This window comes from Niallia laureatilytica (genome assembly GCF_046613985.1).
GTDB lineage: Bacteria > Bacillota > Bacilli > Bacillales > Cytobacillaceae > Niallia.
Genome location: NZ_JBKKHP010000001.1, coordinates 215,420 through 240,947, shown reverse-complemented (window position 1 = coordinate 240,947; position 25,528 = coordinate 215,420). Strand labels below are relative to the sequence as shown.

Sequence of the window (25,528 nt, the reverse complement as noted above, 5' to 3'; positions counted from 1 at the left end):
TTGGATTAATTTACAAAGGAAATAAAGATTGCTATCCAGTTTTTCCGCTCATATAATAGACAAATATATAATGTTTAGTACTAAAGAACTATTTGGTAGAGATACAGAAGGGGAAATTTTTATGGACTTCACACAGCATCTGTCTTTTTTAAAACTGCAAGAGCCCCAGCTTCGATTGTTAATTGATTTAATAGAGGAATTTATTGTCGTAAAGGACGGTGCCGGCAAATGGATTCTCACAAATAAGAAGGTCATTGAATCATACCGGCTAGCTGGTGTCTGTTATCAAGGCAAAACAGATGTAGAGCTTGCCGAGCTTATACCAGACATGAGAGATAAATTTATTCGTAATCACGCAACAGATGAATTGGCTTGGGAGAAAGGCAGCTCTCTTAAAATGGAAAAATCATTAGTTGATCAAAATGGTGTGGAAAATACGTGGGAAGTCATTAAAACCCCTGTTTTTGATGGTGAAGGACAGCGCAGTCACCTAATTATCGTATCTCGCAATATTACAGACCGGAAGAAATCAGAGCAATTACTGCATGCAAGTGAACGGAAATTTCGGGTTATTACGGAAAAGATGAAGGATATTATTTTGCTTGTTGATAGTGCAGGCTCCATTCAGTATGTTTCTCCTTCCTTTAAGAGAATTCTCGGCTTTGACAGCTGTCCTTTAAAGGGAGAAAGCTTATTTACATTTCTCCACAAACTTGATGCAAAACAAATGCAAGAACGGCTTGATCGTGTAGTGGAAAAGAGACATGTTGATTATAAATTTGAATTTAGACTAATAGATGCCGCCAGTCAATACAGATGGTTTGAAGCAAATGGCTCTTGTGTAAGAGGAGACGACGGGGAACTTGATTATATCATTTTAGCTTCCAGAGAAATTTCGGAACGAAAAGAGTATGAACACAGGCTCGAGGAAATGGCTTATCAGGACTACCTCACCAAAATTCCGAACAGGCGCTCTTTAATGAAAAACTTGCCAAGGCTTATTTCAGAGTCCGAGCAAACGAATAAAATGCTTGCCCTTGCCTTTCTTGACCTTGATTTCTTTAAGCAAATTAATGACACATACGGTCATGAAATTGGAGACAAGCTGCTTGCTCTGTATGTCAGAAGAATAGAGAAAAATTTGCGGTTAACAGACAGTATTGCTAGAGTAGGCGGGGATGAATTTGTTATTACTATTGAAGGGCTGAATAGTAAAGAAGAGGCAGAAAAAATCATTTCCAGATTATGTGAAAGCTTAAAAGAGCCTTGGGCAATTGATGAGAACCATGTATTAAAAACATCGTCCTCCATGGGTGTTGCTCTTTACCCTAATGACGGGTCAACGATTGAAACACTGTTGAATATGGCCGATACAGCACTATATGAAGCAAAGAAAAACGGCAGAGGTCAATACCAGTTTTATTCAGAATCCGCTTTAGTATGAAAATATAACCAGCTTCCTTTTTTTGAAGCTGGTTTATTTTTGTAGATTTGAATTTTAAACAGGAACAAAATGAACATTTGTACCTATTAGTTGTTAATAACCGGATATTTATCTTCTGGAAATCATATGGTATTCTAAGTGTAATATAGGAAAAAAGTAGGGGTGGGGTCTTTGTTTTTAACGAAAAAAAGAGCGAAAAGAGAAACAGCTGAACAATTCACATTAGGGGATGTGGAGTTAAAGGTTGCTAGAAACAGTGAGGTATACAAACAAGTTCAGATGATAGGTTTAACAGCAGAGGATTTAATCCAGCTTAAAAGGATGCATATCTATGTGCTGAATAATATCGGGGGAATTGTAGACAGATTTTATAAAAATTTAGAAAATGAGCCGTCTTTGCTTGGAATCATTCAAGATAACAGCTCTATAGAGCGCTTAAAAAAAACACTGCGAACACATATAGGTGAAATGTTTGCCGGTGAAATCAATCGTGAGTTTTTGGAGAAACGGATACGAATTGCTCATGTTCATGTCAAAATTGGACTGCAGACGAAATGGTATATGTGTGCATTTCAAGATTTGCTGCTGTCCTTGCTTGGGTTGATTGAAGATAATTTCCCAAATAAAGAGGAGCATATGCCGTTAATTAGGGCTGTGTCAAAAATTTTAAACTTGGAACAGCAATTAGTTCTTGAGGCTTATGATGCAGAATCAGACCGAATTAAAGCGGAAGGGGAACAGGAAAAGCTGCTTATTCGCCAAAGTGTAGCAGAGGCTTCAGAAAATCTTGCTGCTATCTCTGAGGAAACAAATCAATCGTTTCAGGACCTTGTTGGTCAGTCTAACGACATGATTATATTCGCAAAAAAAGGTGCAGACTTATCCAATTTGGCAGAGGAGCGAGCATTACAAGGCAAACAGCAAATTAACATGCAAGCAGCCACAATGGAAAATATTCACCATAAAGTCAATGAAATTACAGGAGATGTGCATGTCTTGCTGTCTATCACCAATCAAATGGCTGAAATTATTAATATTGTGAAAGGAATTGCGGAACAAACCAATCTCTTGTCTTTAAATGCAGCTATTGAAGCAGCAAAGGCCGGAGAACATGGATTAGGTTTTTCTGTCGTTGCTGGAGAAGTGAGAAAACTTTCTGATGATACGAAGAAATCTGTCGCCAATGTGGCCACCTTGATTCAAAATACAAATGGACAAACAGAAAAACTGACAAGCTCTTTAGATAAAATCATGGAAGAAATCTCAAAAGGGAATAAAAGTATGCAGGAAACAGCTGAGCACTTCCAGCATATTTTAGAAGCAATGTGTGAAACAAAAGGGCAAAACAACAGGATAGATGAAAAACTTGCTTCTTTCATACAGCTCATCAATGAAATGGGCAGCGATTTTAAAGAGGTGGCTGTATCTGCAGACAAATTAACATGGATTGCTAAAGAGATGGAATAAACAAAAAAGGCTGGCAGCGCCAGCCTCATTTTTTAGTGGTTTGTTCTTACATGTTGATCAGATGTCTTTTCCTTTGGTGACATGAAAAGCATACCGATATTAATCAGACCAGCGATTCCGACAAGTCCATAAACAATTCTTGATAATGCTGCATCTTGTCCGCCGAAAATAGCTGCTACAAGATCCCATTGGAAGAATCCTATTAATCCCCAGTTAATTGCTCCGATAATAGTTAGAACTAATGCTGTTTTCTGTAATGCTGTCATGACTATTCCTCCTTTTAGTGTATTTCGTTCTTAGTTTGTATTTACACTGTATGGAGGAAAGTGAAACATATTGTGAAAAGGTAAATGTATCCAAAAAGACCCTCCTCATAAAGGAAGGGGGGATAAAATTAGTTTTTACCATAGAAGGTAATAAAATTTTCGTAATAATTGTCTGCATATATAAACTCTAAATTTTTACCTTTAGCCATTTTTAAAGTGATATAACCACTTAAGCTTTTTCCTTTTGAAAGCATCTCGGAACCTTCTAGTTCTTCATCTTCATAATCCACTGCAAAGTACCAATTATCAAATACATCATAGTATTTGTTGTTGACATAACCTTCAGAAAGCCAGCCAATATAATCCCTTGCTCCATAATTAGTAATAGTTACAGGCAATGCGATATAACTGTTATTTCCATCGAATAGATAGCTCTCCCCATATTCGTTAATCGGCTTGTCTATCTTCACTGTAAAATTGCCAACACGTACAGTTTTACCGAAAGGCACCTTGCTAACTTTTTTTGCTGCAAGCTTAGAAGAATAAATATAACCAGTTTTTCCTTCATACGTTACCTTATACATTTTACTGCCAATCACCGATTGTGTGACAAGTTTAGCGTTTACAGGAATGGATATTAGCTTTTTCTGTTTTTTAGATGTATTGTCATATAAATTGGCGTTATCTTTTGTGTAAAACGTCACACTTGTAAGTTTTGTTGAAAGCTTGGATGCATACACATAACCTGTTTTACCGTCGAATTTTACTTTATACATTTTGTCTTTTTTCGCGCTGGTTGTAGTCAGCTTCGTGTTAACTGGGATAGACTTCAGCTTTTTTGCGTTGCTTTTTGTACTGCTGTATAGATTTGCAGTTGACTTTATGTAATAAGTGTAAGATGAGGCAGCACTTGCTGTTTTTGTAAAGTCAGTCTGGAATAAAAGATTTGCTGCTAATGCTAATACAATAAGAAATGAAATCTTTTTGAAAAGTTTCTTCAATATTCTTCCCCCTAGTTTTTCTCTCTTTTCCAAAAAGATTTTATCATAAAAACTAGGAAAAAAGTATATGTTTTATTCCAAGTTATGCTAAATATTTTCTCCGCAGTAGCGTAAACTTAATTATTACATTTTGTCCAAATTATGGATTTTAGCGTAGTGGAAGTGTAATATGTAAATATCTGTTCGTTATTATACTAGGAGGGGAAAATGTGTTATCAACTTTATTACTAATCGGTTTTATTATTGGCATTATCATTTATTTGGTTACATATGTGTATGGAAAAGGTATCCCTAACGTCAAAAGAAGTTTGTCCGTTTTATGTGGGGGGATTATCTTGTTACTTGTTTCTATCCTTCTTATAGGTGGATTTGAAGGAATGCCGTTTGGAATAGTGAGCATAGGGGTCATTTCCATGGCGATTATTTTTTTTATTGTAGGAAAGAGTTCCTTTTGGAAAAAAACTCTTTGTTTAATTGTACTGTTATACGCAGTCGTATTTTCGGCGTACACTTATTTTGATAAAGTGAACTACTGGGTTGTCGACAAAGGGAATGTGGAGAGTCAAGGTCTGCTTACACATTTGCATAATATCGAGGGAAATCCATCTATAAGAGGTTATAAGATGTTTAATATCCTTGAAGGAAGCAAAGGGATATTTTTAACACTTGGTGAGCAAATGAGAGGAAACACGATAGAATTATTGGATGTGGAAAACAGTAATGGACGAACAGAAATAAAAATTCGCACCAATTATAATAATTCGCTTGAAAAGAATCCTTTTATTGTGATTGGCATAGATAAAATAGAATCTGAAATTCTGATTACAGATACCGATGGCACCGTTTATAAAGAAATTAGTGATTGAAATTTATTGAATAGAAAAAAACGAATAATCACATAATGTTAAAGGAGCATATGACCATTTTTGGAACCAAATGGACCATTTGTTCATAAAATTAGCTAAGCAGGCAATCTCTGATGAAGAAAGTAGGTGGAAAAAGTGGACATCAATAGAGCGAAACAGATCTTATCTTCTCCTGCAGAAATCGAAGTCCAATATAACGGAGTATCCATCTGGATTGATGAGATTAAAGAGGAAGATCAGACGGCCATTGTACACTTAGTGGGCGGCATAGAAGAAAGAACAGAAGTAGATATTGAAAGCTTAAAAGAAATGTAAAGGCTTTAGTATACAAAATTACTAGAGGAAAGCCCATTGTCGGGCTTTTTTTGTGTAAAAAAACTCCAGTACTAAAAATGATTGCTGCTGCATACATTTTGAAAAAGATTTGTGCTTATAGGAGGAATTTATGAAAACAGATGTCTATTTAATTAATGGCTTTTTAGGCAGCGGGAAGACGAGCACTCTTTTAAAGTGTATGCAGCATTTCAAGAATATAAATAAAAAATATGCAATCATCCTTAATGAATTAGGAAATGCCAATTTAGAAAAGCATTTGTTTGAAAGTGAGTCGCTGTTTGAACTGCTAAATGGCTGTGTATGCTGCTCTGTTAAGGATGATTTGCGCACGACTTTAGATGAGGTTGCCGTAATGGCACGTGATCAGCAAATCGAGGTCGTTCTCCTTGAGGGGACTGGCGTGGCCAATCCGTCAGAGATAATCGACACCTTTAAAGAGGAGCGGTTTGCTGCCGATTTCAAGTTAAAGGAAAGCATCTGTGTTGTAGACAGCATGCATGTCGCAGAGTATACAAGCATCTTCTCGAGTTCCAAGGAAGTAAGACAGCTGCAGAAGGAACAGATTGAAAGAGGAAGTTTAATAGTTTTAAATAAAATGGATCAGGTTAATGAAAAAACAGCAGTTGAAAAAGCAGAAAAAATTATCAGGAAATACAATAAGCATGCACCAATTATCCATACAGCATACGGAGATGGCGTTACTCTCTATTTAGATGGAAGCGATACAGCCATTCCGCTTCCTGCAGAGGATTTGGGAGGACATCACCATCATCATCATATAAAGGCAGTCAAACTGACGTATAAACAGCAGGCATCCAAAAAAGAAATTGCGGAACTGTTAGAGCAGAATAAAGAGCGTCTTTACAGAGCAAAAGGAATTGTGCAAAACAAGGAAGATAATCAATGGTATCATTTCCAATATGCTTCAGGTTTAATGGAATGGGAAAATCTTGGCAAAAGGCGGCCTGCAGCTGCAGGAGAAATTGTGCTGATAGGCAATGATTTGCAAAAAGAAGAAATTCATATATAAAGAAATGTCTGCAAGGGTTCCTTGCAGACATTTCTTTTTGGAAGGAAAGACATAATAGAAGAAGGATAAGCATAGAGTAGATGATAGAAAGATAGACAAGCAGGTATATCAATTTTTTAAAGGAGATAGATATGTCCATTCCTACTAGTATAAAAGATTTTATTGTCTTTGCCTTATTCCTGTTCCTGATGTATTTATTTTTCTTCGGAGATGTCTCAACTCTACCAGTTGTCCAACAATTGCTAACGGATGATGTTCAGTCTATATTTATCGTTTTTCTGGCGATTTTCCTAGAAGCCCTGCCTTTTCTCCTGCTTGGTGCTATTGCTTCCTCGGTTATCAATATTTATGTTACAGAAGCGATGATAGCCAAAATTATTCCTAAAAATCCAATTGCTGCAATTTTTGTAGGTGTACTTGCAGCATGTATTACTCCTGTTTGTGAATGTGCCATCATTCCTGTAGTCCGGAGACTTATTCAAAAAGGCGTCCCGGTCCATGTAGGTGTCGTTTTACTGATGTGTGCGCCGATTTTAAACTTTATCGTATTTGGAAGCACCTTTTATGCTTTCCGTTTAAATATGCCGATTGTCTATGGCAGGTTTATTGTTTGTATTGTTGCCGCTGTTATTGTCGGTTTTATCATGCATGCCTATTTCTCCAAAAAGAATGTTTTAAAAATGCATAAGGAAGATTTAGTCGGCAATGTACCTGTAAATGTGAATAAAGGAGATTCTAGATGGAAGGGAATTCTTCATCACACATGCTTTGAGTTTTTTGCGGTCGCTAAATATTTTATTATTGGTGCGTTGTTTGCTGCCATAGCCCAAGTATACTTGCAAGAGACTTTATATGGACTGGCTGGGGAAAATGTTTTTAAAGGAACAGCTGTTATGATGGCTTTAGCTTATATTCTGTCATTATGCTCGGAAGCAGATGCGTTTGTGGCGGTCTCCTTTACGAAGACATTCCAACCAGAGGCGATTCTTGGCTTCCTTGTATTTGGACCAATCCTTGATTTTAAAAACACGCTTGTTATGCTTGCATCCTTTAAATTTAAATTTGTGGCAGTCTTTATTTTAGTCGTTTCCGTTATTGTTTTTGCATTGTCCATAATCGCAGGTCATTTTATGTGAGATGCATTGTCCAAAAACTGTCATAAAGGAGGAATGAAAAATGAGATTACGTTGGAGTCCGATGTGGCAGCTTTCAAATGAAATGCAAGGAATTATTATGATCGGGTTTAGTCTCATTATATTTAAGCTGTATGTGAAAAATATGCTTACTGCCTTTGTTGCACCTAAGATGCTTCCCTTTTTGCTTATATCGATGGTCCTATTGTTTTTGCTCGGCTTTTTTCGCCTGTTAAACAGTAACTTAAAAGGAGCAGATTGTGACTGTGATGTATGTGATGAAAATGTTCCGCCGTGGAAGCTCACTTTATCGTATCTCTTTTTCTTAAGTCCTCTTGTACTGTTTTTTTCGTTAAGCGACTATTCCTTGCATGATGATGCCTTGGCCAAGCTTACAGCTCATGAAGGAAATACAACGAAGCTTGCAGAAGGAACGGATTCAGCAATAGAGCTTGCAGCTGTTCTAAATGACAAGAAGTATATTGAGGTCGATGATGAGAATTATTTCCAAGTAATGGATGTGCTAAATAATCAGCTGGATGATGTGGAAGGAACGCAGATTGTGATGAAAGGTTTTATTTACAGAGAAGATGGATTTGCAGAAAATGAGGCAGTGATTGCAAGATATGTCATGACACATTGTATTGTCGATTTGTCAGTGTATGGCTATATGCTTAATGGCAATCTTAAATCCGCAGAAACAAATGGCTGGTATGAAATAAAAGGAACGGTTGTAAAACAAGAAATCGACGGCGGTGCCATGCCGACCATTAAAGTGGACAGCATCAAAGCTGCTGAGGCGCCAAAGGATGAGTATTTATATCTCTTCTAGTTTGATAATCTTGCAAAATTTTCACTGTTCTTATAAGATAATAGTAATAAAATATTTATCGGGAGCTTGTGGAATCAGGCTGAGAGGATGACTAACTGTCATCGACCGTATGAACCTGTTGGATAATGCCAGCGCAGGGAGTGTACATAATAATAGACACTTTGTTTAGGCAAAGTGTTTTTTCGTTTTTAAGCTTATGTTTTTGTAAACTCCCGAAGGTCTAACGACATTTTTCGAGTTACTTTAAACATGAGCTTTTTTGTTTGGAAATAATACTAGAAGGCAGGGAAGGAAAAATGACATCAGTAAAACACAACCCAACAGCAGAAGAGCTTCTTACCAGATTAAGAGAGAAAACGCCGCTTATCCATAATATCACGAATGTAGTTGTCACCAATTTCACTGCAAATGGATTGCTGGCAATTGGCGCTTCTCCTGTGATGGCTTATGCGAAAGAAGAGGTTGCAGATATGGCATCAGTAGCAGATGCTCTCGTGTTAAATATCGGTACATTAAATGCTGACAATGTAACAAGCATGATTATTGCCGGAAAAGCAGCGAACGCTGCTAATACACCAGTAATTCTAGATCCAGTTGGAGCTGGTGCAACGGCTTTTCGCACCACTTCCATTCAGCGTATTTTGCAAGAGGTTAATATAACGTTATTGAGGGGGAATGCTGCCGAGGTTGCAAATGTTGCCGGAATGGCAGCAGAAATAAGAGGAGTGGATTCTGTTTCTTCCTTAGATGATCATGCAGAAATCGCTGTTAAAGCCTCGCAAAAAATCGGTGCACCTGTATGTATTACAGGAGAGAAGGATGTTGTGACAAACGGGCAGGAAATTTATTATGTTGGCAATGGTCATCCTATCATGACAAAAGTGACTGGCGCAGGCTGCCTGCTATCGTCTGTTCTGGCTGCGTTTATCGCTGTGGAACAAGACGTGCTCCTTGCAGCAGCTAGCGGTCTGGCTGTTTATGGGATTGCCGCTGAAAAAGTTGTAGATAATAAGCCGGAAATTGGCCCGGGCAGCTTTCAGACAGCGTTTTTAGATGCGTTATACAGCATTGCTGAAGAGGATGTTAGGAACTATAAAAAAATAACAATGCAAGCAGGTGAGTGATATGAAGCAAAGAATAGCCTTGACAATTGCCGGCTCAGATTCTGGAGGCGGTGCAGGTATTCAGGCAGATTTAAAGACATTTCAGGAGCTCGGTGTGTACGGCATGTCAGCCATTACAGCAGTAACAGCACAAAACACTTTAGGAGTAGCTGCTGTTTATCCTATGTCTTTGGAATCAATTGAAAAACAGATTGACGCAGTCGCCACAGATATCGGCACAGATGCTATTAAGACGGGTATGCTCTTTGACAGTGGTATTATCGAGCTTGTTGCAGCAAAAATCAGGCAATATGAATGGAAGAACATTGTAGTAGATCCTGTTATGATTGCAAAGGGGGGAGCGAGCTTGCTGCAAAATGCTGCAGTTACCGCCTTGAAGGAGCATCTTATCCCATTAGCAACAGTCATTACACCGAATATCCCTGAGGCCGAAGTTCTGACAGGCTTGTCGATTCGCAGTATGGACGAAAGGAAGGAAGCTGCTGTTTTGCTGCATAGCATGGGTGCTAAGCATGTTGTAATAAAGGGCGGTCACGGTGATGGGGATAACCTTGTTGATTTGCTTTATGATGGCAGTGTCTTTTTTACTCTTGACTCAAAAAGACTGAATACGAAGAACACGCACGGAACAGGCTGCACCTTTGCAGCAGCAATGGCAGCATCTCTGGCAAACGGGCTGTCTGTTCGCCAATCATTTGAGACGGCCAAGGAATTTGTTTATTTAGCAATAAAGCATGATTTGAACATAGGCCAAGGGCATGGCCCAACTAATCATTGGGCTTATGCAAAGATGCGTGCATCATCATTACAGTAGGGAAAGGGAGAAAGGTCATGGAGAAATACACAGTGCAGGAAATGAAGCAGCTGATGAAGCTTTATTTTATTATGGGCAGTAATAACAGCAAGCTGCCTCCGGAAGAAGTGCTTACACAAGCGCTGAAAGGGGGCATCACTATGTTCCAGTTCCGTGAAAAAGGAGAGAATGCCCTCGTTGGTTCTGCTAAAAAGGAGCTTGCCAAAAAGCTTCAGCAGCTTTGTAAATCTTATAAAGTTCCATTCATTGTTAACGATGATGTAGATTTAGCAGTAGAACTAAATGCAGACGGTGTGCATATTGGTCAGGATGATGAAACGGCACATTCTGTCAGAGAAAAAATCGGTGATAAAATTCTTGGTGTGTCTGCACACAGTCTCGCGGAAGTAGAGGCAGCAATATTAGCAGGTGCTGATTATATAGGGATTGGCCCCATTTACCCAACGAATACAAAAAAAGATGCAAAAGAAGTGCGTGGTACAATATTAATTAAGGATGTAAGGAGACAAAATACCGACATACCCATTGTTGGAATTGGCGGGATAACCGCGGCTAATGCCACACCAGTAATGGAAGCAGGCGGCGACGGTGTTGCACTTATTTCCGAAATCAGCGCATCAAACAATCCACAGCTCCAAACAGAGCGTGTATTGGCAGCAGTATCGAATCACTCTGAAAAAAACAAGGTTTTTAGCGAAAATTAAGGCAAACACCCAGCCAAATAGACATTTACCGCATAAGATGATTTTGTAGCAAGCAGCAAAGGAAACACGAAAAAAGCTGCAAATACGAAATCAGAAAGGGAGATGTTCTATGTACGGTTACGGATATGGCGGATATGGTTACGGCGGAGGCTGCGGCGGTTATGGTGGCGGCTTTGCGTTGATCGTTGTATTGTTTATACTATTAATCATTGTTGGTGCAACATTGATTTGCTAATAATTTTTAAAGCTGGCCTGAAAAGGCTGGCTTTTTTTGTTTATGTCAACTTTTGTTACGTAAGTTGGTGATTGGGATAGCATGGAATACCATCTGTTAACAGTTTGTTGAATCTTCATCTATGCAGTAAGTTTTATACATAAATATCTGGAAAGCGTATTAGAGATAGGGAAAGAGAAGCTTAGTTAAAATAATTTAAGTTTTTAGAAAATTAAATTTATAAAAAATATTGACAGAATTTTTTATATCGGTAAAATAAGGTTTATCAAGCGTTAGATTATATGACACTTCATGTAAACTAAATTACAAAAAGGGGGAAAATGACTTAATGGATAATTTAGAATTTTTGATGAACAGCTTGTGGACGATGGTTGGTGCAATTTTAGTTATTTTTATGATTGGCGGATTTATATTATTGGAAGCGGGTTCCACAAGAATGAAAAATGCTGGTCATATTGCCGGCAAAACAATCTTCACATTCGGAATTTCTTCATTAGTTTTCTGGGCTGTCGGTTATGGCTTTATTTTTGGAGGAAATGCAAACTTTTTTGTTGGAATGTCAGAGTTCTTCTACTCTGGTGAACAAATTCCGGATGCTGCGCTGCAGACTTCAGTATTCTTCGTATTCCAGCTTGCATTTGCCGGAATCTCCTTAACAATTGCACTTGGCGGTTTTGCAGAACGTGCTAAATTATCAGTTTACTTGATTTTCTCCGTTCTATTCTCTGCCATTGTATATCCGGTCATTGCGCACTGGATTTGGGGCGGCGGCTGGCTTGCTGAACACGGGAAGCAGGATTTCGCTGGATCAACGGTTGTGCATTTAACAGGTGCGATGGCTGCATTTGCTGCTACTATTCTCTTAAAGCCTCGTATCGGTAAATACAATGCTGATGGTTCTGCTAATCCGATTTTCGGTCATAACCAAGTGTATACGGCATTGAGTGTACTTATTCTCTGGGTCGGCTGGTTCGGGTTTAACGCTGGAAGCACAGTTTCTGTTGCAGATGGATTCTTCGGGTTTGTTGCTTTGAATACAAACTTAGCTGCAGCTGCCGGAGCGGTTTCTGCATTGTTAATCTCTTGGATTGTCCTAGGAAAATCAGATATTACAACAACGCTTAATGGAGCATTAGCTGGGCTTGTTGCAATCACTGCATCATGTGCGTTCGTTGATACTTGGGGCGCGGTTGTAATTGGTTTAATTGCTGGAATTCTTGTTTTCTACAGTGTTCGATTCTTTGAGAACAGAAGAATTGATGATCCGATTTTTGCACTATCTGTTCATGGTACTGCAGGGGTGTGGGGAACATTGTCAACTGGGTTGTTCGCAACGAAAGAGTTAGCTACTGTTGGGCAGCCAGGTTTATTCTACGGCGGCGGCTTCCATCAGTTAGGTGTTCAGGCGTTAGGTGTTGTAACATGTGCATTATTCGCATTCGTTGTCAGCTTTGCTATCTTGTTTGTAATTAAAAAAATCAGTGGACTGCGCGTAACAGAAGAAGAGGAGATTATGGGTCTAGACATCAGTGAGCATGGAACATACGGTTATCCAGAAGTGTTCTTGCCAAAGGATGAGTCAAAAAGCGTCTAATAAATGACATAAAGCAAGCCTCACTTTTAAAAGTGAGGCTTCTCCTTTCTTATAAGCTTCATTTTTTAAAAAATATGCTAAAATATTATTAACTATATATGTGCAAGGAAGTGCGTGGATGTGCTCATATAATGGAAGATTATTAGAGTTAAAGAGAGAGAAGGAAGGTTTTAAGAAACTTCAACGTTTAACGAATGAAACCCTTAACAACCAGCATGATTTAATCTTAACAGAAACATTTGGTGCTGTTTATGAGGAGTTTATAAAAGAGCATGGAAAACCGCCTTGTGATTTTGCCTGGTTTGTAACAGGAAGTGCAGGCAGGAAGGAGCAAGGTGTCATTAGTGATCAAGATCATGGGATGATTTTTCAAAAGGATGCTCCTTTTGTGCAAGAATACTTTTTAGCTCTCGGTAAGATGGTGAGTGATGCACTAAACACGGTCGGCTATCCTTATTGTGAAGGCAATGTTATGAGCAGCAATCCTATTTGGTGTAAATCCTTTGCAGAATGGCAAGAACAGCTGAACAAATGGATGGAAATGGAGAATTGGGAATCAATTCGTTATTTGCAGATTTTTTATGACAGCAGAGAACTTATCGGCAACAAAGAGTTTGTAAACGAGCTAAGATCCGTTATCCATGCGTACAGGGAACAGCATCCTGCCTTGCTTGTCAGATTTTTAAATAATGTGATGAGAATTAAAAAAGGAGTCGGCATTTTTGGCCAGTTTTTTGTGGAGCGGACAGGAGTGCATCGCGGCTCACTGCATATGAAGAATACGCTGTATTTGCCTTATGTTAATTCAATTAGGCTGCTTGCGATAAAAGAGGGAGTTATCGCTACCTCTACATTAGGCAGGATGGCAGATTTGAAGAAGATCGGTGTCTATGAACCGTTAATGGTAGAATATGAGCGCTATTTTCGGCGGATTCTCACCTATCGCACAGCTTCATTTCAGGATGATAAGGACTACAGTGATGTCCATTTCTTAAATATTAACCGATTGACAAAGGAAGAAAGAACAGAGGTAAAGCATTTGCTGAGAAAAGGAATCAAGCTATATCAGCAAGTGAAAAGGCTAATTGAAAAAGGGTGAAAATGTGGGTGTGGAATCTTTTTTTCAATATATGAGAGACTTATATGGCAAGATGAATTCTAATGTGTTTAATCAAGGAACAGGGGTATTAAATTCCCAGCAGCATGCATTTATGAGACAGCTTCAAAAGGAATTGAAAATCGAAATTGCTTCCCAGTTGGCGTTGAAGGACATTGAGACAGTAGTTTTTGATATAGAAACAACCGGTTTTTTCCCAGATAAGGGCGACCAGATTATTTCGATTGGTGCTGTTAAAGTAAAGGGCTGTACAGTGACAGAGGAAGAATTTTACACATTGGTAAATACGAATGGTCCTATTCCTGAAGAAATTTCGTTACTAACAGGAATACGAAATGAGGACACAAAAGAAGCGCCCTTGTTATCAGAGGCGCTCGTAAAGTTTTTTGCGTTTGCTGAAAATGATACACTTGTCGCTCATCATTCGTCACATGAAAAGAACTTTATGCAGTCTGCGTGCTGGAAGCAATTCAAGACACCATTTAAACACCGTGTTGTTGATACTGCTTTTTTGTTTAAAATTGTTGAACCAAATAAAACAATTGTCAGTCTGGAGGATTGGTGCTCTTTAAATGGCATCCCGGCAAATAACCGGCATCATGCTCTTGGGGATGCGAGATTGACTGCGCAGCTTTGGACGCGCTATTTAAAAAAAGCGCAGGACTTAGGCTGTGTTACATTGCAGGATATTTATGAAATGCTAGCTAGAAGATAAATTTTTAAACAACATACAAGAAAAGAGTGGGAACACATGCTAAAAAGCAGCAGACTGCTGTTGCGGAGCTGGAGTCTGGCGGATGCAAGCGATCTTTTCGAATATGCGCAAAGAGAAGAAGTTGGCCCAAACGCTGGCTGGAAGCCCCATAGAACAGAAGAAGAAAGCAAGCAGATTATTCGGTTGTTTTTAATGAAAGCAGAAGTTTATGCGATTTTGTTGCCTGACATAAACAAGGTGATTGGCAGTATTGGTTTGCATTCATATAAAGGAGAGAAGAGCTCCGGATTGAAAGAGCTGGAAATTGGGTTTGCGCTCCACCCTGATTATTGGGGATTAGGAATTATGCCGGAGGCGGTTCAATTAATCCTTGAGCATGGCTTTAATCAGTTGGATGCAGATGTGATTTGGTGCGGCCGGTTTGATTTCAATGACAGGTCTGGGCGCGTTCAGGAAAAATGCGGTTTTACTTACAGGTATAAAAAAATGGAACAACTGAAGGCTTTTGAAGAGATGACTGTTACGAGTCTTTATTACGCGATAACGAAAGCAGAATATAAGGAAAGAAAAAGGACCGAATCTTTGTAAAAGAAGACTCGGTCCTTTTTTTACAAAAAAAGACCGCTTCATCGGAAGCGGAAAGATTGGATAATTAAGAAGGATATCACTATATATAGATAATTTTTTAATAGAATTACCTATATCTTGATTTGATAGTATCATATTCAGCAATTTAGCGCAAATATTTACTTCTTAATGGAACAGAAGCACAATATAAAAAGCGAAAATTAAAAGGAGTGCAATGATAATCAGTTTTTGTACCCAAGTTTTCGGAAATTTTCTACGTCCCTTTTGTTGGTTAAATCCAACAAATGAAATGATATTTACATATAGGACAACTGTAATAATCGCAAAACCAATAAACTGTGCTATGAAAAGTAGCAGTAAATAGCTTTTTCCTTGGAACATGGATGTGTCAGGAAAAGACGTTCCACTAATCAGTTGAATGATGACATCATTTATCGTTCCAAATAATGCAAACAGGATAACGATTGTCGCTAAGATTTTAATGAACTCCAGATAATAATAAGAAAGTTTTTTCATATAGTTTTCCTCTTTAAGAAATTTGGTGAATCTTGTTATTAATTATAGGAGAAACTGTAGAATGTTGCAATGAGATTACAAGTTTCGACACCGTTCGAGCGTATAATCGGAAATCTGCAAATATTATAAAAAATAATAAAACGTTCAAAAACTATCAAGATATGATTTTTTTTGAATGTTTTTGAAAGAAAATGCTTGAAATCTGAAATCGGTTACAGTATTATTAGTCTATCGACAACAAACCCAGTTCATTAAAAGAAAGGATGTGGGCAGTTGTTAACACCAGAAAGACATTCACTGATTTTGCAATTATTAAAACAACAAAACATTGTTAAAATACAGGATTTAGTAGACGCGACGGAAACTTCTGAAAGCACAATCAGAAGAGACTTGACACAATTAGAGCAAGAAGGATTTTTAAAAAGAGTTCATGGTGGCGCAGCACGACTGCAAGGAAAAATGAACGAACCGAGCATGGATGAAAAATCAGCCAAAAACCTTCAAGAAAAGAAAATGATTGCAGCATATGCTGCAAATCTTGTCGAAGAAGGCGAAAGTATCTATTTGGATGCTGGTTCCACTGTTACGGAGATGATTCCTTTTTTGCAAACAAAGAAAATAGTCGTGGTGACAAATGGTCTGATGCATATGAAGGAACTTCTTTCCTCAGGAATCCAAACCTATCTAATCGGAGGATATGTAAAGGAAAGAACAAACGCACTTGTAGGCAGAGGTGCACTATTAAGCTTAAACCAGTACCGCTTTGATAAATGCTTCATGGGAACAAACGGTATTCATCCTGAATTTGGATATACTACTCCTGATCAAGAGGAAGCAATGGTTAAGAGCAAGGCGATTGAGCTTTCAAGAGAAGCGTTTTTCCTAGCAGATGACACAAAATTTTCTGAAGTGTATTTTTCAAAGATTGCCGACATCCATGAAGCATCTATCATTACAAACGGTAATGATGGCGAGATTTTAGAGATGTACAGCAAAAAAACTAGTATAAAGGTTGTGACAGCATGATTTATACGTTGACATTGAACCCATCTGTTGACTATATCATTGAACTTAGCGAAGTGAATTTAGGAGAATTGAACAGAACAGAGCGCACGAGCAAGTTTGCAGGAGGAAAAGGCATCAATGTTTCCAAAGTACTGCAAAGGATGGGTGTACAAAGCAAAGCACTTGGTTTTGTCGGCGGATTCACTGGCAGCTATATAAAAGATCAGCTTAAACAAGAAGCGATTGACACTGACTTTGTGGAAGTAGAAGAAGATACGAGAATTAATGTGAAGGTGAAGGCTGCAGATGAAACAGAATTGAATGCAGCAGGCCCGGCAATTTCTGAAGAGAAATTAGCAGAACTGAAAGAAAAAATCAGCAAGCTGACATCGGAAGATATGTTAGTGCTAGCAGGCAGCATACCGTCTACACTTCCAGCAAACACATATGAAGAGCTCGTGAAAATCTGCTCTGAGAACGATGTATCTTTTGTAGTGGATGCAGAAGGAGACCTTTTGAAGAAGGTGCTTCCGTATAATCCATTCTTAATCAAGCCGAACCATCATGAGCTTGGAGATTTATTTAATACAACCATTACAACAGCAGAGGATGTTATCCCATATGGGAAGAAACTGCTAGAGCTTGGCGCACAAAATGTTATTGTTTCCCTTGCCGGAGATGGTGCAGTATTGATTAACCAGCACGAAACAATTATTAGCACTGTGCCAAAAGGCGAAGTCAAAAGCTCAGTCGGAGCAGGAGACAGCATGGTTGCCGGTTTCCTTGCTAAATACAATGAGACACAAGATTTAAAAGAATCATTCCGATACAGTATTGCTTCGGGCAGCGCTACAGCCTTCTCTATCGGTTTATGCACGAAAGAGAAAGTCGAAAGCTTGCTTGAGCAAGTAATACTGAAGTAATGATTACAGCTTGTGTATCCAGATGGATGCATAAGCTGTAAGCTCAATTAACATTATCAGCGAAAAGGAGCGTTACAGATGAGAATAACAGAATTGCTGACGCGTGATACTATCCTTTTAAATATAGAAGGAACACAAAAAATAGAAGCTATCGATCAATTGGTGGCAAAATTAGACACAGCAGGAAAGTTAGCAAATAAAGAAGAATATAAAGCAGCAATCTTAAAAAGAGAAGAGCAAAGCACAACAGGTATCGGTGAAGGAATCGCGATTCCTCATGCGAAAACGAGTGCTGTTAAAAATCCAGCGATTGCATTTGGCCGTTCTGTAAGTGGACTGGATTATGAATCTTTAGATGGTCAGCCGGCACATTTATTCTTTATGATTGCCGCTCCAGATGGTGCAAATAATACCCATCTCGAAGCATTATCAAGACTTTCTACCATTCTATTGAAGGAAGAAGTCAGAGCTAAGCTGCTTGCTGCTGCAACAGAACAAGATGTAGTGGACATCATCGACAGCTATGATGAGGAAGAGGAACAAGAGGAGCAAAACATTGCTGATAAAAAGAACTTTATCGTTGCTGTTACAGCATGTCCAACAGGAATTGCACATACGTATATGGCAGCTGATTCTTTGAAATCAAAAGCAGCAGAGCTAGGTGTAGATATTAAGGTTGAAACAAACGGCTCAGGCGGTGCGAAAAATGTCCTGACTGCAGAAGAAATTGAAAACGCTACAGCTGTAATTGTTGCAGCAGACACTAAAGTGCAAATGGAGCGCTTCAAAGGCAAGCACGTCATCGAAACACCAGTTGCTGACGGTATCAGACGACCGGCAGAGCTTATCAATAAAGCATTAAAACAAGAAGCTCCTGTATATCAAGGCGGTTCTGCTGCGAGTGATGCAGAAGAAAGCAGTAAAAAAGGCGGCGCGGGCATTTATAAACACTTAATGAACGGTGTTTCTAACATGCTTCCGTTCGTAGTCGGCGGCGGTATCTTAATCGCTATCAGCTTTATGTTTGGCTATAACTCATCAGTTGAAACCGACCCAAGCTATAATGCTTTTGCAGCAGTCTTGAAGCTAATCGGCGGAGACAATGCATTCTCCTTGCTAGTTCCAGTTCTTGCAGGCTTTATCGCAATGAGCATCGCAGACCGTCCAGGTTTCGCTCCAGGTATGGTTGCCGGTCTTATGGCAGCAAATGGCGGTGCAGGCTTCTTAGGCGGCTTGATCGCAGGTTTCCTTGCAGGTTATGTAGTTATCGGAATTAAGAAGGCACTGGAAGTATTGCCAAGATCTCTTGAAGGTATTAAAACAATTCTATTATTCCCACTGCTTGGTATTTTAATTACAGGTTTAATCATGCATTATGTTGTAATCGGTCCAGTTGGCGATCTAAACACGGCTATTACAAACTGGTTATCAGGACTAGGCACAGCTAACGCTGTACTGCTTGGTATTATCCTTGGTGCAATGATGGCTATTGACATGGGTGGTCCTATCAATAAGTCTGCATATGTATTCGGAACAGGTCTAATTGCTAACGGTGTTTATGAGCCGATGGCAGCAATAATGGCTGGTGGAATGGTTCCGCCGCTTGCAATTGCATTAGCATCAACTATTTTCAAAAATAAGTTTACAAAGCAAGAAAAAGATGCTGGTACAACGAACTACATTATGGGTCTTTCCTTTATCACAGAAGGTGCAATTCCATTTGCAGCAGCTGATCCGCTGCGTGTAATCCCATCTGTTGCAATCGGTGCAGCAATCACAGGTGGATTATCAATGCTGTTCAACATCGGTTTACGAGCACCACACGGCGGTATTTTCGTATTCGGTCTTGTGGATGGCAGCTGGCTGCTATACTTGTTGGCAGTAATTATCGGTGCTGTTGTAGGAGCAATCCTTCTAGGTATTTTGAAGAAGCCAGTCGCAGAGAAAAAATAATAATTAATTTAGGGAGGAACCTGCAGTTTTAGCAGGTTCCTTTTTTGTAGCAAAACGATATTAAAAGCAAAAGAAGTGCCGATTTAATGGGCATTTCCTTTTGCTTTTATTCGGAATAACACAGCAAGTGCAGCGATTAAGGCAACGCCTGCTAAAATATAAAATTGAAGACTTTCCATTTCCTTGCTTAACAATGCCATAATCGGAGGCCCTGCTGCGACACCAATAAAGCGCATCGAGCTGTACAGGCTTGTGATGGTGCCGCGTTCTTCCTTTTCAATCCCTTCTGTAATGAGGGCATCTAATGGGGGAAGACTTGCGCCAATTCCAATTCCTGAAATAGTTAGTACGGAGATGATATACCATAAATTATCATTAAAGCTGAGGGCAACTGTCCCAATAATAATGAACACGATGCCTGTGAAAGTAATCCACTTCATCAAATTTTGGTCTTTTTTAATTTTCTTTCCTGTAATGAATGAAGTCAGACAAAGTGCTCCAAGTGGAATCGCCAAGTACATCCCTTTTTTTATGTTTTTTATATGATATTTTTTTTCAAGTATGTCTGATAGGTAAAACTGTTCCGCAAAAAGGACGAACATGATGATAACACCAATTAAAAAAATAGCATAAAGCCATTTTTTGTCTTTTTTCATTACTTTTCTCGTATGTTGGATAAACACCCTGAAAGGCGGCGGTTCACTTGGACCTCCAGGCACTTTAACAAAAATCATGATGAGAAGGATGGAAATGAGACAAAATACAGGTATGGCCCAAAATGGCATAAACCAGACAATTCCGGCTATGATTGCACCAAGCACAGGGCTCAGCACTTTACCTAGAGTATTGGCTGTTTCAATCACACCTAATGTGCTGCTTATTTCCTCTTCTTTTTTAAACATGTCACCAACAAGAGGCAATACAATCGGGAATGCTCCTGCGGCTCCTATGCCTTGCAATGCCCTGCCTGCAAGAATAATCCAATAAGAGTTCTCTATTTTCCATGCTGCAAAGCCGCAAATCGCTCCTCCAATTCCGGCAATGATTAGGCTTGGAATAATGACTTTCTTTCTGCCGATATGGTCGGATAAATAACCGGCTACAGGAATGAGCAATATCGCCAAAATACTATAAACAGTAATAATCATGCTCACCTGAAAAGACGAGATGCCAAGTTGACTCTCGATATTTGGCAATACTGGTATCAGCATACTATTTCCAAGCGTCATTACTAATGGTATGGAAGAAATAGACAAAACAGACATTTTTGTAACTTTTACATCTTTACCCTTATTAGCTGTATCTTTGTTTGCTTTATCCTTTTTTTTATGTTCATCACTAAAACTGAAAAAGCCTTTTTCCTCATTTATGTGATCCATTTAAATTCTCCTTGATTTAAATAGTGCTGACTACTAATAATATGTACTTGTACGATTTTATTTACACTTGAGATTTTTAGGAAATACTGTGAATGCAAGTTATGTAAAGCTCTGTTCGCATAAAAGGATTAGCGTTATAATAATTAAAAAACACTTGGGAGGATAAGATGAAGGGAGAAATAATCTGTTTAAGTGTGGGCAAGCCAAAGAATTATGATTGGAACGGCAGAGATGTCTCAACTGCCATTGGTAAAACGGTTTTAGAAGAATGTTTTTTATCATTCGACGGCTTTGACGGCGATGGTGTTGCTAACGAAGAATTTCACGGTGGCAGAGACAGGGCTGTATGCTTTTATTCATATGAGCATTATCAAAATTGGGAAAAAAAGTTTAACACTGTATTAAAACCGCCAGTTTTCGGGGAAAATATTTGCGGCACAGGCCTGCTTGAAAAGAATACATATATTGGTGATGTTTTTTCAGTTGGCGATGCTGTTATCCAAGTCACGCAAGGGAGAATTCCGTGCAGTACGATATCCAAGTTTAATGACATTCCGACATTTTTAGGTCAGATAGTAGAAACATGCTACACAGGCTATTTTCTGAAGGTTCTAAAAGAAGGAACCGTTTCATCGTCTTCGCCTCTAATATTGCTTGAACGTAAACAAGAGGAAATTTCTGTATGGGATGCAACGAAAGTAATGCTCCTTGACCGGAATAATAAAAAAGAAGTAGAGCGGATGCTGCAGCTTGAAGATCTTGCCGCTGACTGGACGAACCGTTTCCAAAAAGCACTGCAGAAATAAAAATTATGTAAAATTCCTTGACATAAAGATCGGCGTATTTTATGATTGGTTTAACATAAATTTAAGTGATGACGAAGAGTAGTAACTATTGACTGGAACTTAAGAGAGCTGATGGTTGGTGAGAATCAGTGTTACACAATAGTGAATGGACTTCTGAGCTTCTAAACCGAAACTTGATATTCAAGAGGTAGGCTTTAGCGAAATGTCTCATCGTTACAAGAGACCGAAATATGCGCCAAAGAATCTTTGAGTGCATGATTTCTTAGAGTGAGCTTTTTAACAAAGCTAATGAAGGTGGCACCACGGGTCTCTCGTCCTTTTTTTACAGGAGAGAGACCCTTTTTGCGTTCAAAAAAATAATTTCATACTAAAATCAATGATTAAGAGTAGTAAGCTAATATGTCTGGTAAAGAGAGTCGGTGGTTTGGTGAAAACCGATCCAAACAGTTAGCTGAATGGACTTAAGAGTGCGGGTTTGAACAAATTAGTAGGGCTTGCCGGTTTCCACCGTTAACAGGATAGAATATTATTTGTATTCGAAAAGAGAGAGTGTTTTTCACTCTAACTGAGGTGGTACCGCGGTTTAACTAATCGTCCTCTATTATTGCAGCTTTTATGTCTGTAATAATAGGGGACTTTTTTATCGGATTTTTTAGAGGACACATAGACGGAGGTAAAGAAATGAAAACGACAGGCAGCCAAATGGTGATTATCGAAAAATTGGAAGGCGATACGCTCACACCAATCAGTATTTATCAAAAATTAACTGGAGAAAAAAAGTTCCTGTTAGAAAGTTCCTTAAAGCATGAAGCATCAGGCCGGTTTTCGATTATAGGCAGCGATCCTGTTTTTGAACTTATTGGCAATGGGCCAGTTACAACAGTGAAACGAAAAGACAGCGTAGAAACAGTGGATGAAAAAGCCTTGGATCTTGTCAAAAAACTCCTTCCAGTTCAAGACCTTCAATTGCCATATGGACTGCCGATAAATGCTGGAGCGGTCGGCTATGTCGGCTACGACAATATTAGGCAGTACGAAAATATTGGTCCGGAGGCGAAGGATGAGCTAAAGCTGCCAGACGTGCATTTAATGTTTTTTGAAGATTTCGTAATTTTTGACCATTTAGAACAAACAGTTTATTTGGTTGCATCTCCTTTAACAGACGAAACGACAGAAGAGCAGTTGAAGAACAGGCTCGAAACAAGAAAGCAGAAAATTCAGTCCCAGTATACAGAAAGTACAGAAGATGTTCAGCTGTCTGCTTTTAAAGCAACTGTCACTAAAGAGGAATTTGTAGAAAAAGTAAACAAGGCGAAGCAATATATTGCAGAAGGAGACATCTTTCAAGTCGTACCTTCTCAGCGGATGTCAGCAGATATTAAAGGTTCGAGCTTTTCTTATTACAGAAAGCTGCGAGTGAAAAATCAATCACCTTATATGTACTATCTCGATTTTGTTGATTATGCTATCGTCGGCAGCTCACCTGAAAGTTTGATAAAGGCGAGCGATGGAACAGTTATTACAAATCCAATCGCCGGAACAAGACCTAGAGGAGCTACACCGGAGGAGGATATAGAGCTTGAAGCAGATTTACTGCAAGACGAGAAGGAATTGGCTGAACATAAAATGCTTGTAGACTTAGCAAGAAATGATGTCGGCAAGGTCAGTCATTTCGGAAGCATTAAAGTAGAGAAATATATGAAGGTTGAAAAATACAAGCATGTGATGCATATCGTTTCAGAGGTGAGCGGCCAAATCAAGGATAACCAGTCAAGCGTAGATGCACTCATATCATGCTTGCCTGCAGGGACAGTTTCTGGTGCCCCGAAGATTAGAGCAATGCAAATTATCAATGAGCTTGAAGGGGTCAAAAGAGGAATTTATTCTGGGGCAGTCGGCTATTTCTCCCAAAATGGCAACATGGATTTTGCACTGGCTATAAGGACGATGATTATTAAGGATGATAAAGCCTATATACAAGCAGGTGCTGGCATCGTATATGACTCCGTCCCTGAAAAAGAGTACGAAGAGACAATCCATAAATTAAAGGTGTTTTTGGAGGGACTATCATGATTTTATTAATCGATAATTATGATTCATTTACGTATAACCTGTATCAATATCTAGGAGAATTAGGCGAAGAAGTGAAGGTTGTTCGCAATGATGAGCTGACAGTGGAGGATATACAGAAGCTGAACCCTGCTAGTATTGTACTCTCTCCAGGTCCAGGCCGCCCTGAAAATGCCGGCATTATGATTGAAGTAATACAGAAATTACATCAACAGTTTCCGATTTTAGGAATTTGCCTCGGTCATCAAGGGATTGGCTCAGCTTTTGGGGCTAAGGTCGTAAGAGCAGAAAATATTATGCATGGGAAAACCTCTTATTTGGCAGATGTAAATAATGACCCGCTGTTTGCCGGATTAATTAGCCCGATTGAAGTGATGCGTTATCATTCACTTGTTATACAAAAAGACACATTGCCAAGAAACTTTGAAGTGTTAGCAGTATCTCATGACGATCAAGAAATAATGGCAATTAAACATAAGCACTACCCAGTATACGGATTTCAGTTTCATCCAGAATCAGTTGGAACAGACACAGGCAAGCAGCTTCTTGCCAACTTTATTACAGAAACAAGAAAGGGAGTATTGAGATGAAGAGTTATTTACAAAGATTAATGAATCATGAATCACTGACAGAAGCGGAAATGCTTGACGTCTCGAGAACCTTTTTTACAGATAGCGTTACAGACAGTCAATTGGCAGCATTTATAACGGCATTAAAGCTAAAAGGCGAAACGGTTAACGAAATCGTTGGTTTAGTTAGAGCAGTCAGAGAACAGACATTAAAATTCGAAAATGTAGGTGGCTGTATCGATAATTGCGGAACAGGTGGCGATGGCTCTCATAGCTTTAACATCAGCAGCACATCTGCTTTCGTGTTAGCAGGAGCAGGCATTCCAGTTGCAAAGCATGGCAATAGAAGTGTTTCAAGCAAGACTGGCAGTGCAGATGTTTTGGAGCATTTAGGCATCCATTTAAATGTCACACCAGAGCAGAATGAACAGCAGCTAAAAAATATCGGCATTACCTTCTTATTTGCACAGCATGTACAGCCGAAAATGGGCAGAATCATGAAAGTGAGAAGAGAGTTGGGCATTCCGACAATTTTCAACTTAATTGGTCCTTTAACGAATCCTATTGAGCTGGAAACACAGGTGCTTGGCATATACAGAAGAGATTACACAGAGGTTTTTGCTGAAAGCTTGAAAAGATTAGGACGGAAAAGAGCCGTTGTCCTTAACGGGGCCGGCGGAATGGATGAAGCATCCCTGCAAGGAGACAATGAACTCGTTATTTTAGAAGAAGGAAAGATTCGAAAGGTAATTCTGCGACCGGAGGAAGTGAATCTGCCTGTGTACAACAATGAAGCAATCCGCGGCGGAGACGCAAAGGAAAATGCAGAGATCTTGCTTAAAGTGCTCAACGGGGAAAAAGGTGCATATAAAGACACTGTTTTGTTAAACGCAGGAATAGGTATTTTCGCTGCAGGAAAGGCAATGAGCATCGAAGAGGGAATTGAGCTTGCCAGACACAGTATTGACAGTGGGGCAGCTCTTTCAAAACTCGAACAGTTAGTAACGAACAGTTCATTATATGAGAAAGCAGGGATATAAA

Annotated in this window: 25 protein-coding genes, 1 pseudogene, 1 riboswitch and 2 other annotated features; of the genes and pseudogenes, 22 read left to right on the top strand and 4 right to left on the bottom strand. The window is 39.1% G+C overall.

Features of this window, described 5'->3' with window-relative positions:
* Positions 1–121 precede the first annotated feature (121 nt).
* The gene (locus ACLIJJ_RS01215; RefSeq protein ID WP_411410463.1) at positions 122–1,444 is read left to right on the top strand and encodes a diguanylate cyclase domain-containing protein; all 1,323 of its coding nucleotides are present in this window, start codon (positions 122–124) and stop codon (positions 1,442–1,444) included.
* Between the two features lie 171 nt (positions 1,445–1,615).
* On the top strand, positions 1,616–2,911 hold the full coding sequence (locus tag ACLIJJ_RS01210; protein WP_237941541.1) for a globin-coupled sensor protein: 1,296 nt from the start codon (positions 1,616–1,618) through the stop codon (positions 2,909–2,911).
* A 32-nt stretch (positions 2,912–2,943) separates the two neighbouring features.
* On the opposite strand, the gene ACLIJJ_RS01205 is transcribed toward ACLIJJ_RS01210, so the two are convergent.
* Entirely contained in the window at positions 2,944–3,177 is a 234-nt protein-coding gene (locus ACLIJJ_RS01205) for a DUF378 domain-containing protein (protein ID WP_233313642.1), read from the bottom strand.
* 128 nt (positions 3,178–3,305) lie between these two features.
* A complete protein-coding gene (locus tag ACLIJJ_RS01200) occupies positions 3,306–4,178 on the bottom strand; it encodes an SH3 domain-containing protein (RefSeq protein ID WP_411410462.1) in 873 nt (290 codons plus the stop codon).
* A gap of 209 nt (positions 4,179–4,387) precedes the next feature.
* Between ACLIJJ_RS01200 and ACLIJJ_RS01195 the strand changes: the two genes are divergently transcribed.
* The 13 genes and pseudogenes from ACLIJJ_RS01195 (at position 4,388) to ACLIJJ_RS01135 (ending at position 15,266) form a co-directional block, all read left to right on the top strand.
* The gene (locus ACLIJJ_RS01195; RefSeq protein ID WP_251645617.1) at positions 4,388–5,044 is read left to right on the top strand and encodes a hypothetical protein; all 657 of its coding nucleotides are present in this window, start codon (positions 4,388–4,390) and stop codon (positions 5,042–5,044) included.
* A gap of 135 nt (positions 5,045–5,179) precedes the next feature.
* Entirely contained in the window at positions 5,180–5,359 is a 180-nt protein-coding gene (locus ACLIJJ_RS01190) for an H-type small acid-soluble spore protein (RefSeq protein WP_233313645.1), read from the top strand.
* Between the two features lie 130 nt (positions 5,360–5,489).
* Entirely contained in the window at positions 5,490–6,410 is a 921-nt protein-coding gene (locus ACLIJJ_RS01185) for a CobW family GTP-binding protein (protein WP_233313646.1), read from the top strand.
* A 131-nt stretch (positions 6,411–6,541) separates the two neighbouring features.
* A complete protein-coding gene (locus ACLIJJ_RS01180) occupies positions 6,542–7,546 on the top strand; it encodes a permease (RefSeq protein WP_411410461.1) in 1,005 nt (334 codons plus the stop codon).
* A 40-nt stretch (positions 7,547–7,586) separates the two neighbouring features.
* Positions 7,587–8,375, top strand: a complete 789-nt coding sequence (locus ACLIJJ_RS01175) for a TIGR03943 family putative permease subunit (RefSeq protein ID WP_233313648.1) — start codon at positions 7,587–7,589, stop codon at positions 8,373–8,375.
* A gap of 48 nt (positions 8,376–8,423) precedes the next feature.
* A riboswitch (TPP riboswitch) is annotated at positions 8,424–8,533 on the top strand.
* Between the two features lie 138 nt (positions 8,534–8,671).
* Positions 8,672–9,499 carry a hydroxyethylthiazole kinase gene (thiM, locus tag ACLIJJ_RS01170; RefSeq protein WP_411410460.1) on the top strand — a complete coding sequence of 276 codons (828 nt, stop codon included), beginning with the start codon at positions 8,672–8,674 and terminating at the stop codon, positions 9,497–9,499.
* A gap of 1 nt (position 9,500) precedes the next feature.
* Positions 9,501–10,313 carry a bifunctional hydroxymethylpyrimidine kinase/phosphomethylpyrimidine kinase gene (gene thiD, locus ACLIJJ_RS01165; RefSeq protein WP_251645625.1) on the top strand — a complete coding sequence of 271 codons (813 nt, stop codon included), beginning with the start codon at positions 9,501–9,503 and terminating at the stop codon, positions 10,311–10,313.
* Positions 10,314–10,330: 17 nt separating this feature from the next.
* Positions 10,331–11,017 carry a thiamine phosphate synthase gene (gene thiE / locus ACLIJJ_RS01160; RefSeq protein ID WP_237941533.1) on the top strand — a complete coding sequence of 229 codons (687 nt, stop codon included), beginning with the start codon at positions 10,331–10,333 and terminating at the stop codon, positions 11,015–11,017.
* A 154-nt stretch (positions 11,018–11,171) separates the two neighbouring features.
* Positions 11,172–11,252 (top strand): annotated as a pseudogene (locus ACLIJJ_RS01155) (YjcZ family sporulation protein); the annotation flags it as partial.
* Between the two features lie 328 nt (positions 11,253–11,580).
* Positions 11,581–12,846 (top strand): ammonium transporter, encoded by a 1,266-nt coding sequence (locus ACLIJJ_RS01150; protein ID WP_233313653.1) that lies wholly within the window; start codon positions 11,581–11,583, stop codon positions 12,844–12,846.
* A gap of 118 nt (positions 12,847–12,964) precedes the next feature.
* Entirely contained in the window at positions 12,965–13,945 is a 981-nt protein-coding gene (locus ACLIJJ_RS01145; protein WP_411410459.1) for a DUF294 nucleotidyltransferase-like domain-containing protein, read from the top strand.
* A gap of 4 nt (positions 13,946–13,949) precedes the next feature.
* Positions 13,950–14,678 carry an exonuclease domain-containing protein gene (locus ACLIJJ_RS01140; RefSeq protein ID WP_411410621.1) on the top strand — a complete coding sequence of 243 codons (729 nt, stop codon included), beginning with the start codon at positions 13,950–13,952 and terminating at the stop codon, positions 14,676–14,678.
* 36 nt (positions 14,679–14,714) lie between these two features.
* Positions 14,715–15,266 (top strand): GNAT family N-acetyltransferase, encoded by a 552-nt coding sequence (locus ACLIJJ_RS01135; RefSeq protein WP_233313656.1) that lies wholly within the window; start codon positions 14,715–14,717, stop codon positions 15,264–15,266.
* Positions 15,267–15,431: 165 nt separating this feature from the next.
* On the opposite strand, the gene ACLIJJ_RS01130 is transcribed toward ACLIJJ_RS01135, so the two are convergent.
* Positions 15,432–15,782: a hypothetical protein gene (locus tag ACLIJJ_RS01130; protein WP_233313657.1), complete on the bottom strand. Its 351-nt coding sequence runs from the start codon at positions 15,780–15,782 to the stop codon at positions 15,432–15,434.
* Between the two features lie 273 nt (positions 15,783–16,055).
* On the opposite strand from ACLIJJ_RS01130, the gene ACLIJJ_RS01125 reads away from it, so the two are divergent.
* The 3 genes from ACLIJJ_RS01125 (at position 16,056) to ACLIJJ_RS01115 (ending at position 19,663) form a co-directional block, all read left to right on the top strand.
* Positions 16,056–16,808, top strand: a complete 753-nt coding sequence (locus tag ACLIJJ_RS01125; protein ID WP_233313658.1) for a DeoR/GlpR family DNA-binding transcription regulator — start codon at positions 16,056–16,058, stop codon at positions 16,806–16,808.
* Positions 16,805–17,710: a 1-phosphofructokinase gene (gene pfkB, locus ACLIJJ_RS01120; protein WP_233313659.1), complete on the top strand. Its 906-nt coding sequence runs from the start codon at positions 16,805–16,807 to the stop codon at positions 17,708–17,710. Before ACLIJJ_RS01125 ends, pfkB begins: the two co-directional genes overlap by 4 nt.
* A 78-nt stretch (positions 17,711–17,788) precedes the next feature.
* Positions 17,789–19,663 carry a PTS fructose transporter subunit IIABC gene (locus ACLIJJ_RS01115; RefSeq protein ID WP_233313660.1) on the top strand — a complete coding sequence of 625 codons (1,875 nt, stop codon included), beginning with the start codon at positions 17,789–17,791 and terminating at the stop codon, positions 19,661–19,663.
* Between the two features lie 83 nt (positions 19,664–19,746).
* On the opposite strand, the gene ACLIJJ_RS01110 is transcribed toward ACLIJJ_RS01115, so the two are convergent.
* The gene (locus tag ACLIJJ_RS01110) at positions 19,747–21,042 is read right to left on the bottom strand and encodes an MFS transporter (protein ID WP_267913275.1); all 1,296 of its coding nucleotides are present in this window, start codon (positions 21,040–21,042) and stop codon (positions 19,747–19,749) included.
* A 167-nt stretch (positions 21,043–21,209) separates the two neighbouring features.
* Between ACLIJJ_RS01110 and ACLIJJ_RS01105 the strand changes: the two genes are divergently transcribed.
* The 4 genes from ACLIJJ_RS01105 (at position 21,210) to trpD (ending at position 25,527) form a co-directional block, all read left to right on the top strand.
* The gene (locus ACLIJJ_RS01105) at positions 21,210–21,848 is read left to right on the top strand and encodes an MOSC domain-containing protein (protein WP_411410458.1); all 639 of its coding nucleotides are present in this window, start codon (positions 21,210–21,212) and stop codon (positions 21,846–21,848) included.
* Positions 21,849–21,907: 59 nt separating this feature from the next.
* Positions 21,908–22,170, top strand: a binding site (T-box leader).
* Positions 22,171–22,215: 45 nt separating this feature from the next.
* Positions 22,216–22,450 (top strand) — a binding site (T-box leader).
* A gap of 79 nt (positions 22,451–22,529) precedes the next feature.
* Complete coding sequence (gene trpE / locus ACLIJJ_RS01100; protein WP_411410457.1) at positions 22,530–23,921, top strand: anthranilate synthase component I; 1,392 nt, start codon at positions 22,530–22,532, stop codon at positions 23,919–23,921.
* Positions 23,918–24,508: an anthranilate synthase component II gene (locus ACLIJJ_RS01095; RefSeq protein ID WP_237941527.1), complete on the top strand. Its 591-nt coding sequence runs from the start codon at positions 23,918–23,920 to the stop codon at positions 24,506–24,508. Before trpE ends, ACLIJJ_RS01095 begins: the two co-directional genes overlap by 4 nt.
* Complete coding sequence (gene trpD / locus ACLIJJ_RS01090; RefSeq protein WP_411410456.1) at positions 24,505–25,527, top strand: anthranilate phosphoribosyltransferase; 1,023 nt, start codon at positions 24,505–24,507, stop codon at positions 25,525–25,527. The genes ACLIJJ_RS01095 and trpD overlap by 4 nt, the downstream gene beginning before the upstream one ends.
* Position 25,528: the final 1 nt, after the last annotated feature.

Coding starts and splice junctions, on each gene's coding strand:
- ACLIJJ_RS01145 (WP_411410459.1), top strand. CDS start 12,965: ATGTGCTCATATAATGGAAGATTATTAGAGTTAAAGAGAGAGAAGGAA.
- thiM (WP_411410460.1), top strand. CDS start 8,672: ATGACATCAGTAAAACACAACCCAACAGCAGAAGAGCTTCTTACCAGA.
- ACLIJJ_RS01180 (WP_411410461.1), top strand. CDS start 6,542: ATGTCCATTCCTACTAGTATAAAAGATTTTATTGTCTTTGCCTTATTC.
- ACLIJJ_RS01105 (WP_411410458.1), top strand. CDS start 21,210: ATGAAGGGAGAAATAATCTGTTTAAGTGTGGGCAAGCCAAAGAATTAT.
- ACLIJJ_RS01135 (WP_233313656.1), top strand. CDS start 14,715: ATGCTAAAAAGCAGCAGACTGCTGTTGCGGAGCTGGAGTCTGGCGGAT.
- ACLIJJ_RS01110 (WP_267913275.1), bottom strand. CDS start 21,042: ATGGATCACATAAATGAGGAAAAAGGCTTTTTCAGTTTTAGTGATGAA.
- ACLIJJ_RS01175 (WP_233313648.1), top strand. CDS start 7,587: ATGAGATTACGTTGGAGTCCGATGTGGCAGCTTTCAAATGAAATGCAA.
- trpD (WP_411410456.1), top strand. CDS start 24,505: ATGAAGAGTTATTTACAAAGATTAATGAATCATGAATCACTGACAGAA.
- ACLIJJ_RS01095 (WP_237941527.1), top strand. CDS start 23,918: ATGATTTTATTAATCGATAATTATGATTCATTTACGTATAACCTGTAT.
- thiE (WP_237941533.1), top strand. CDS start 10,331: ATGGAGAAATACACAGTGCAGGAAATGAAGCAGCTGATGAAGCTTTAT.
- ACLIJJ_RS01185 (WP_233313646.1), top strand. CDS start 5,490: ATGAAAACAGATGTCTATTTAATTAATGGCTTTTTAGGCAGCGGGAAG.
- thiD (WP_251645625.1), top strand. CDS start 9,501: ATGAAGCAAAGAATAGCCTTGACAATTGCCGGCTCAGATTCTGGAGGC.
- ACLIJJ_RS01150 (WP_233313653.1), top strand. CDS start 11,581: ATGGATAATTTAGAATTTTTGATGAACAGCTTGTGGACGATGGTTGGT.
- ACLIJJ_RS01115 (WP_233313660.1), top strand. CDS start 17,789: ATGAGAATAACAGAATTGCTGACGCGTGATACTATCCTTTTAAATATA.
- ACLIJJ_RS01205 (WP_233313642.1), bottom strand. CDS start 3,177: ATGACAGCATTACAGAAAACAGCATTAGTTCTAACTATTATCGGAGCA.
- pfkB (WP_233313659.1), top strand. CDS start 16,805: ATGATTTATACGTTGACATTGAACCCATCTGTTGACTATATCATTGAA.
- trpE (WP_411410457.1), top strand. CDS start 22,530: ATGAAAACGACAGGCAGCCAAATGGTGATTATCGAAAAATTGGAAGGC.
- ACLIJJ_RS01130 (WP_233313657.1), bottom strand. CDS start 15,782: ATGAAAAAACTTTCTTATTATTATCTGGAGTTCATTAAAATCTTAGCG.
- ACLIJJ_RS01215 (WP_411410463.1), top strand. CDS start 122: ATGGACTTCACACAGCATCTGTCTTTTTTAAAACTGCAAGAGCCCCAG.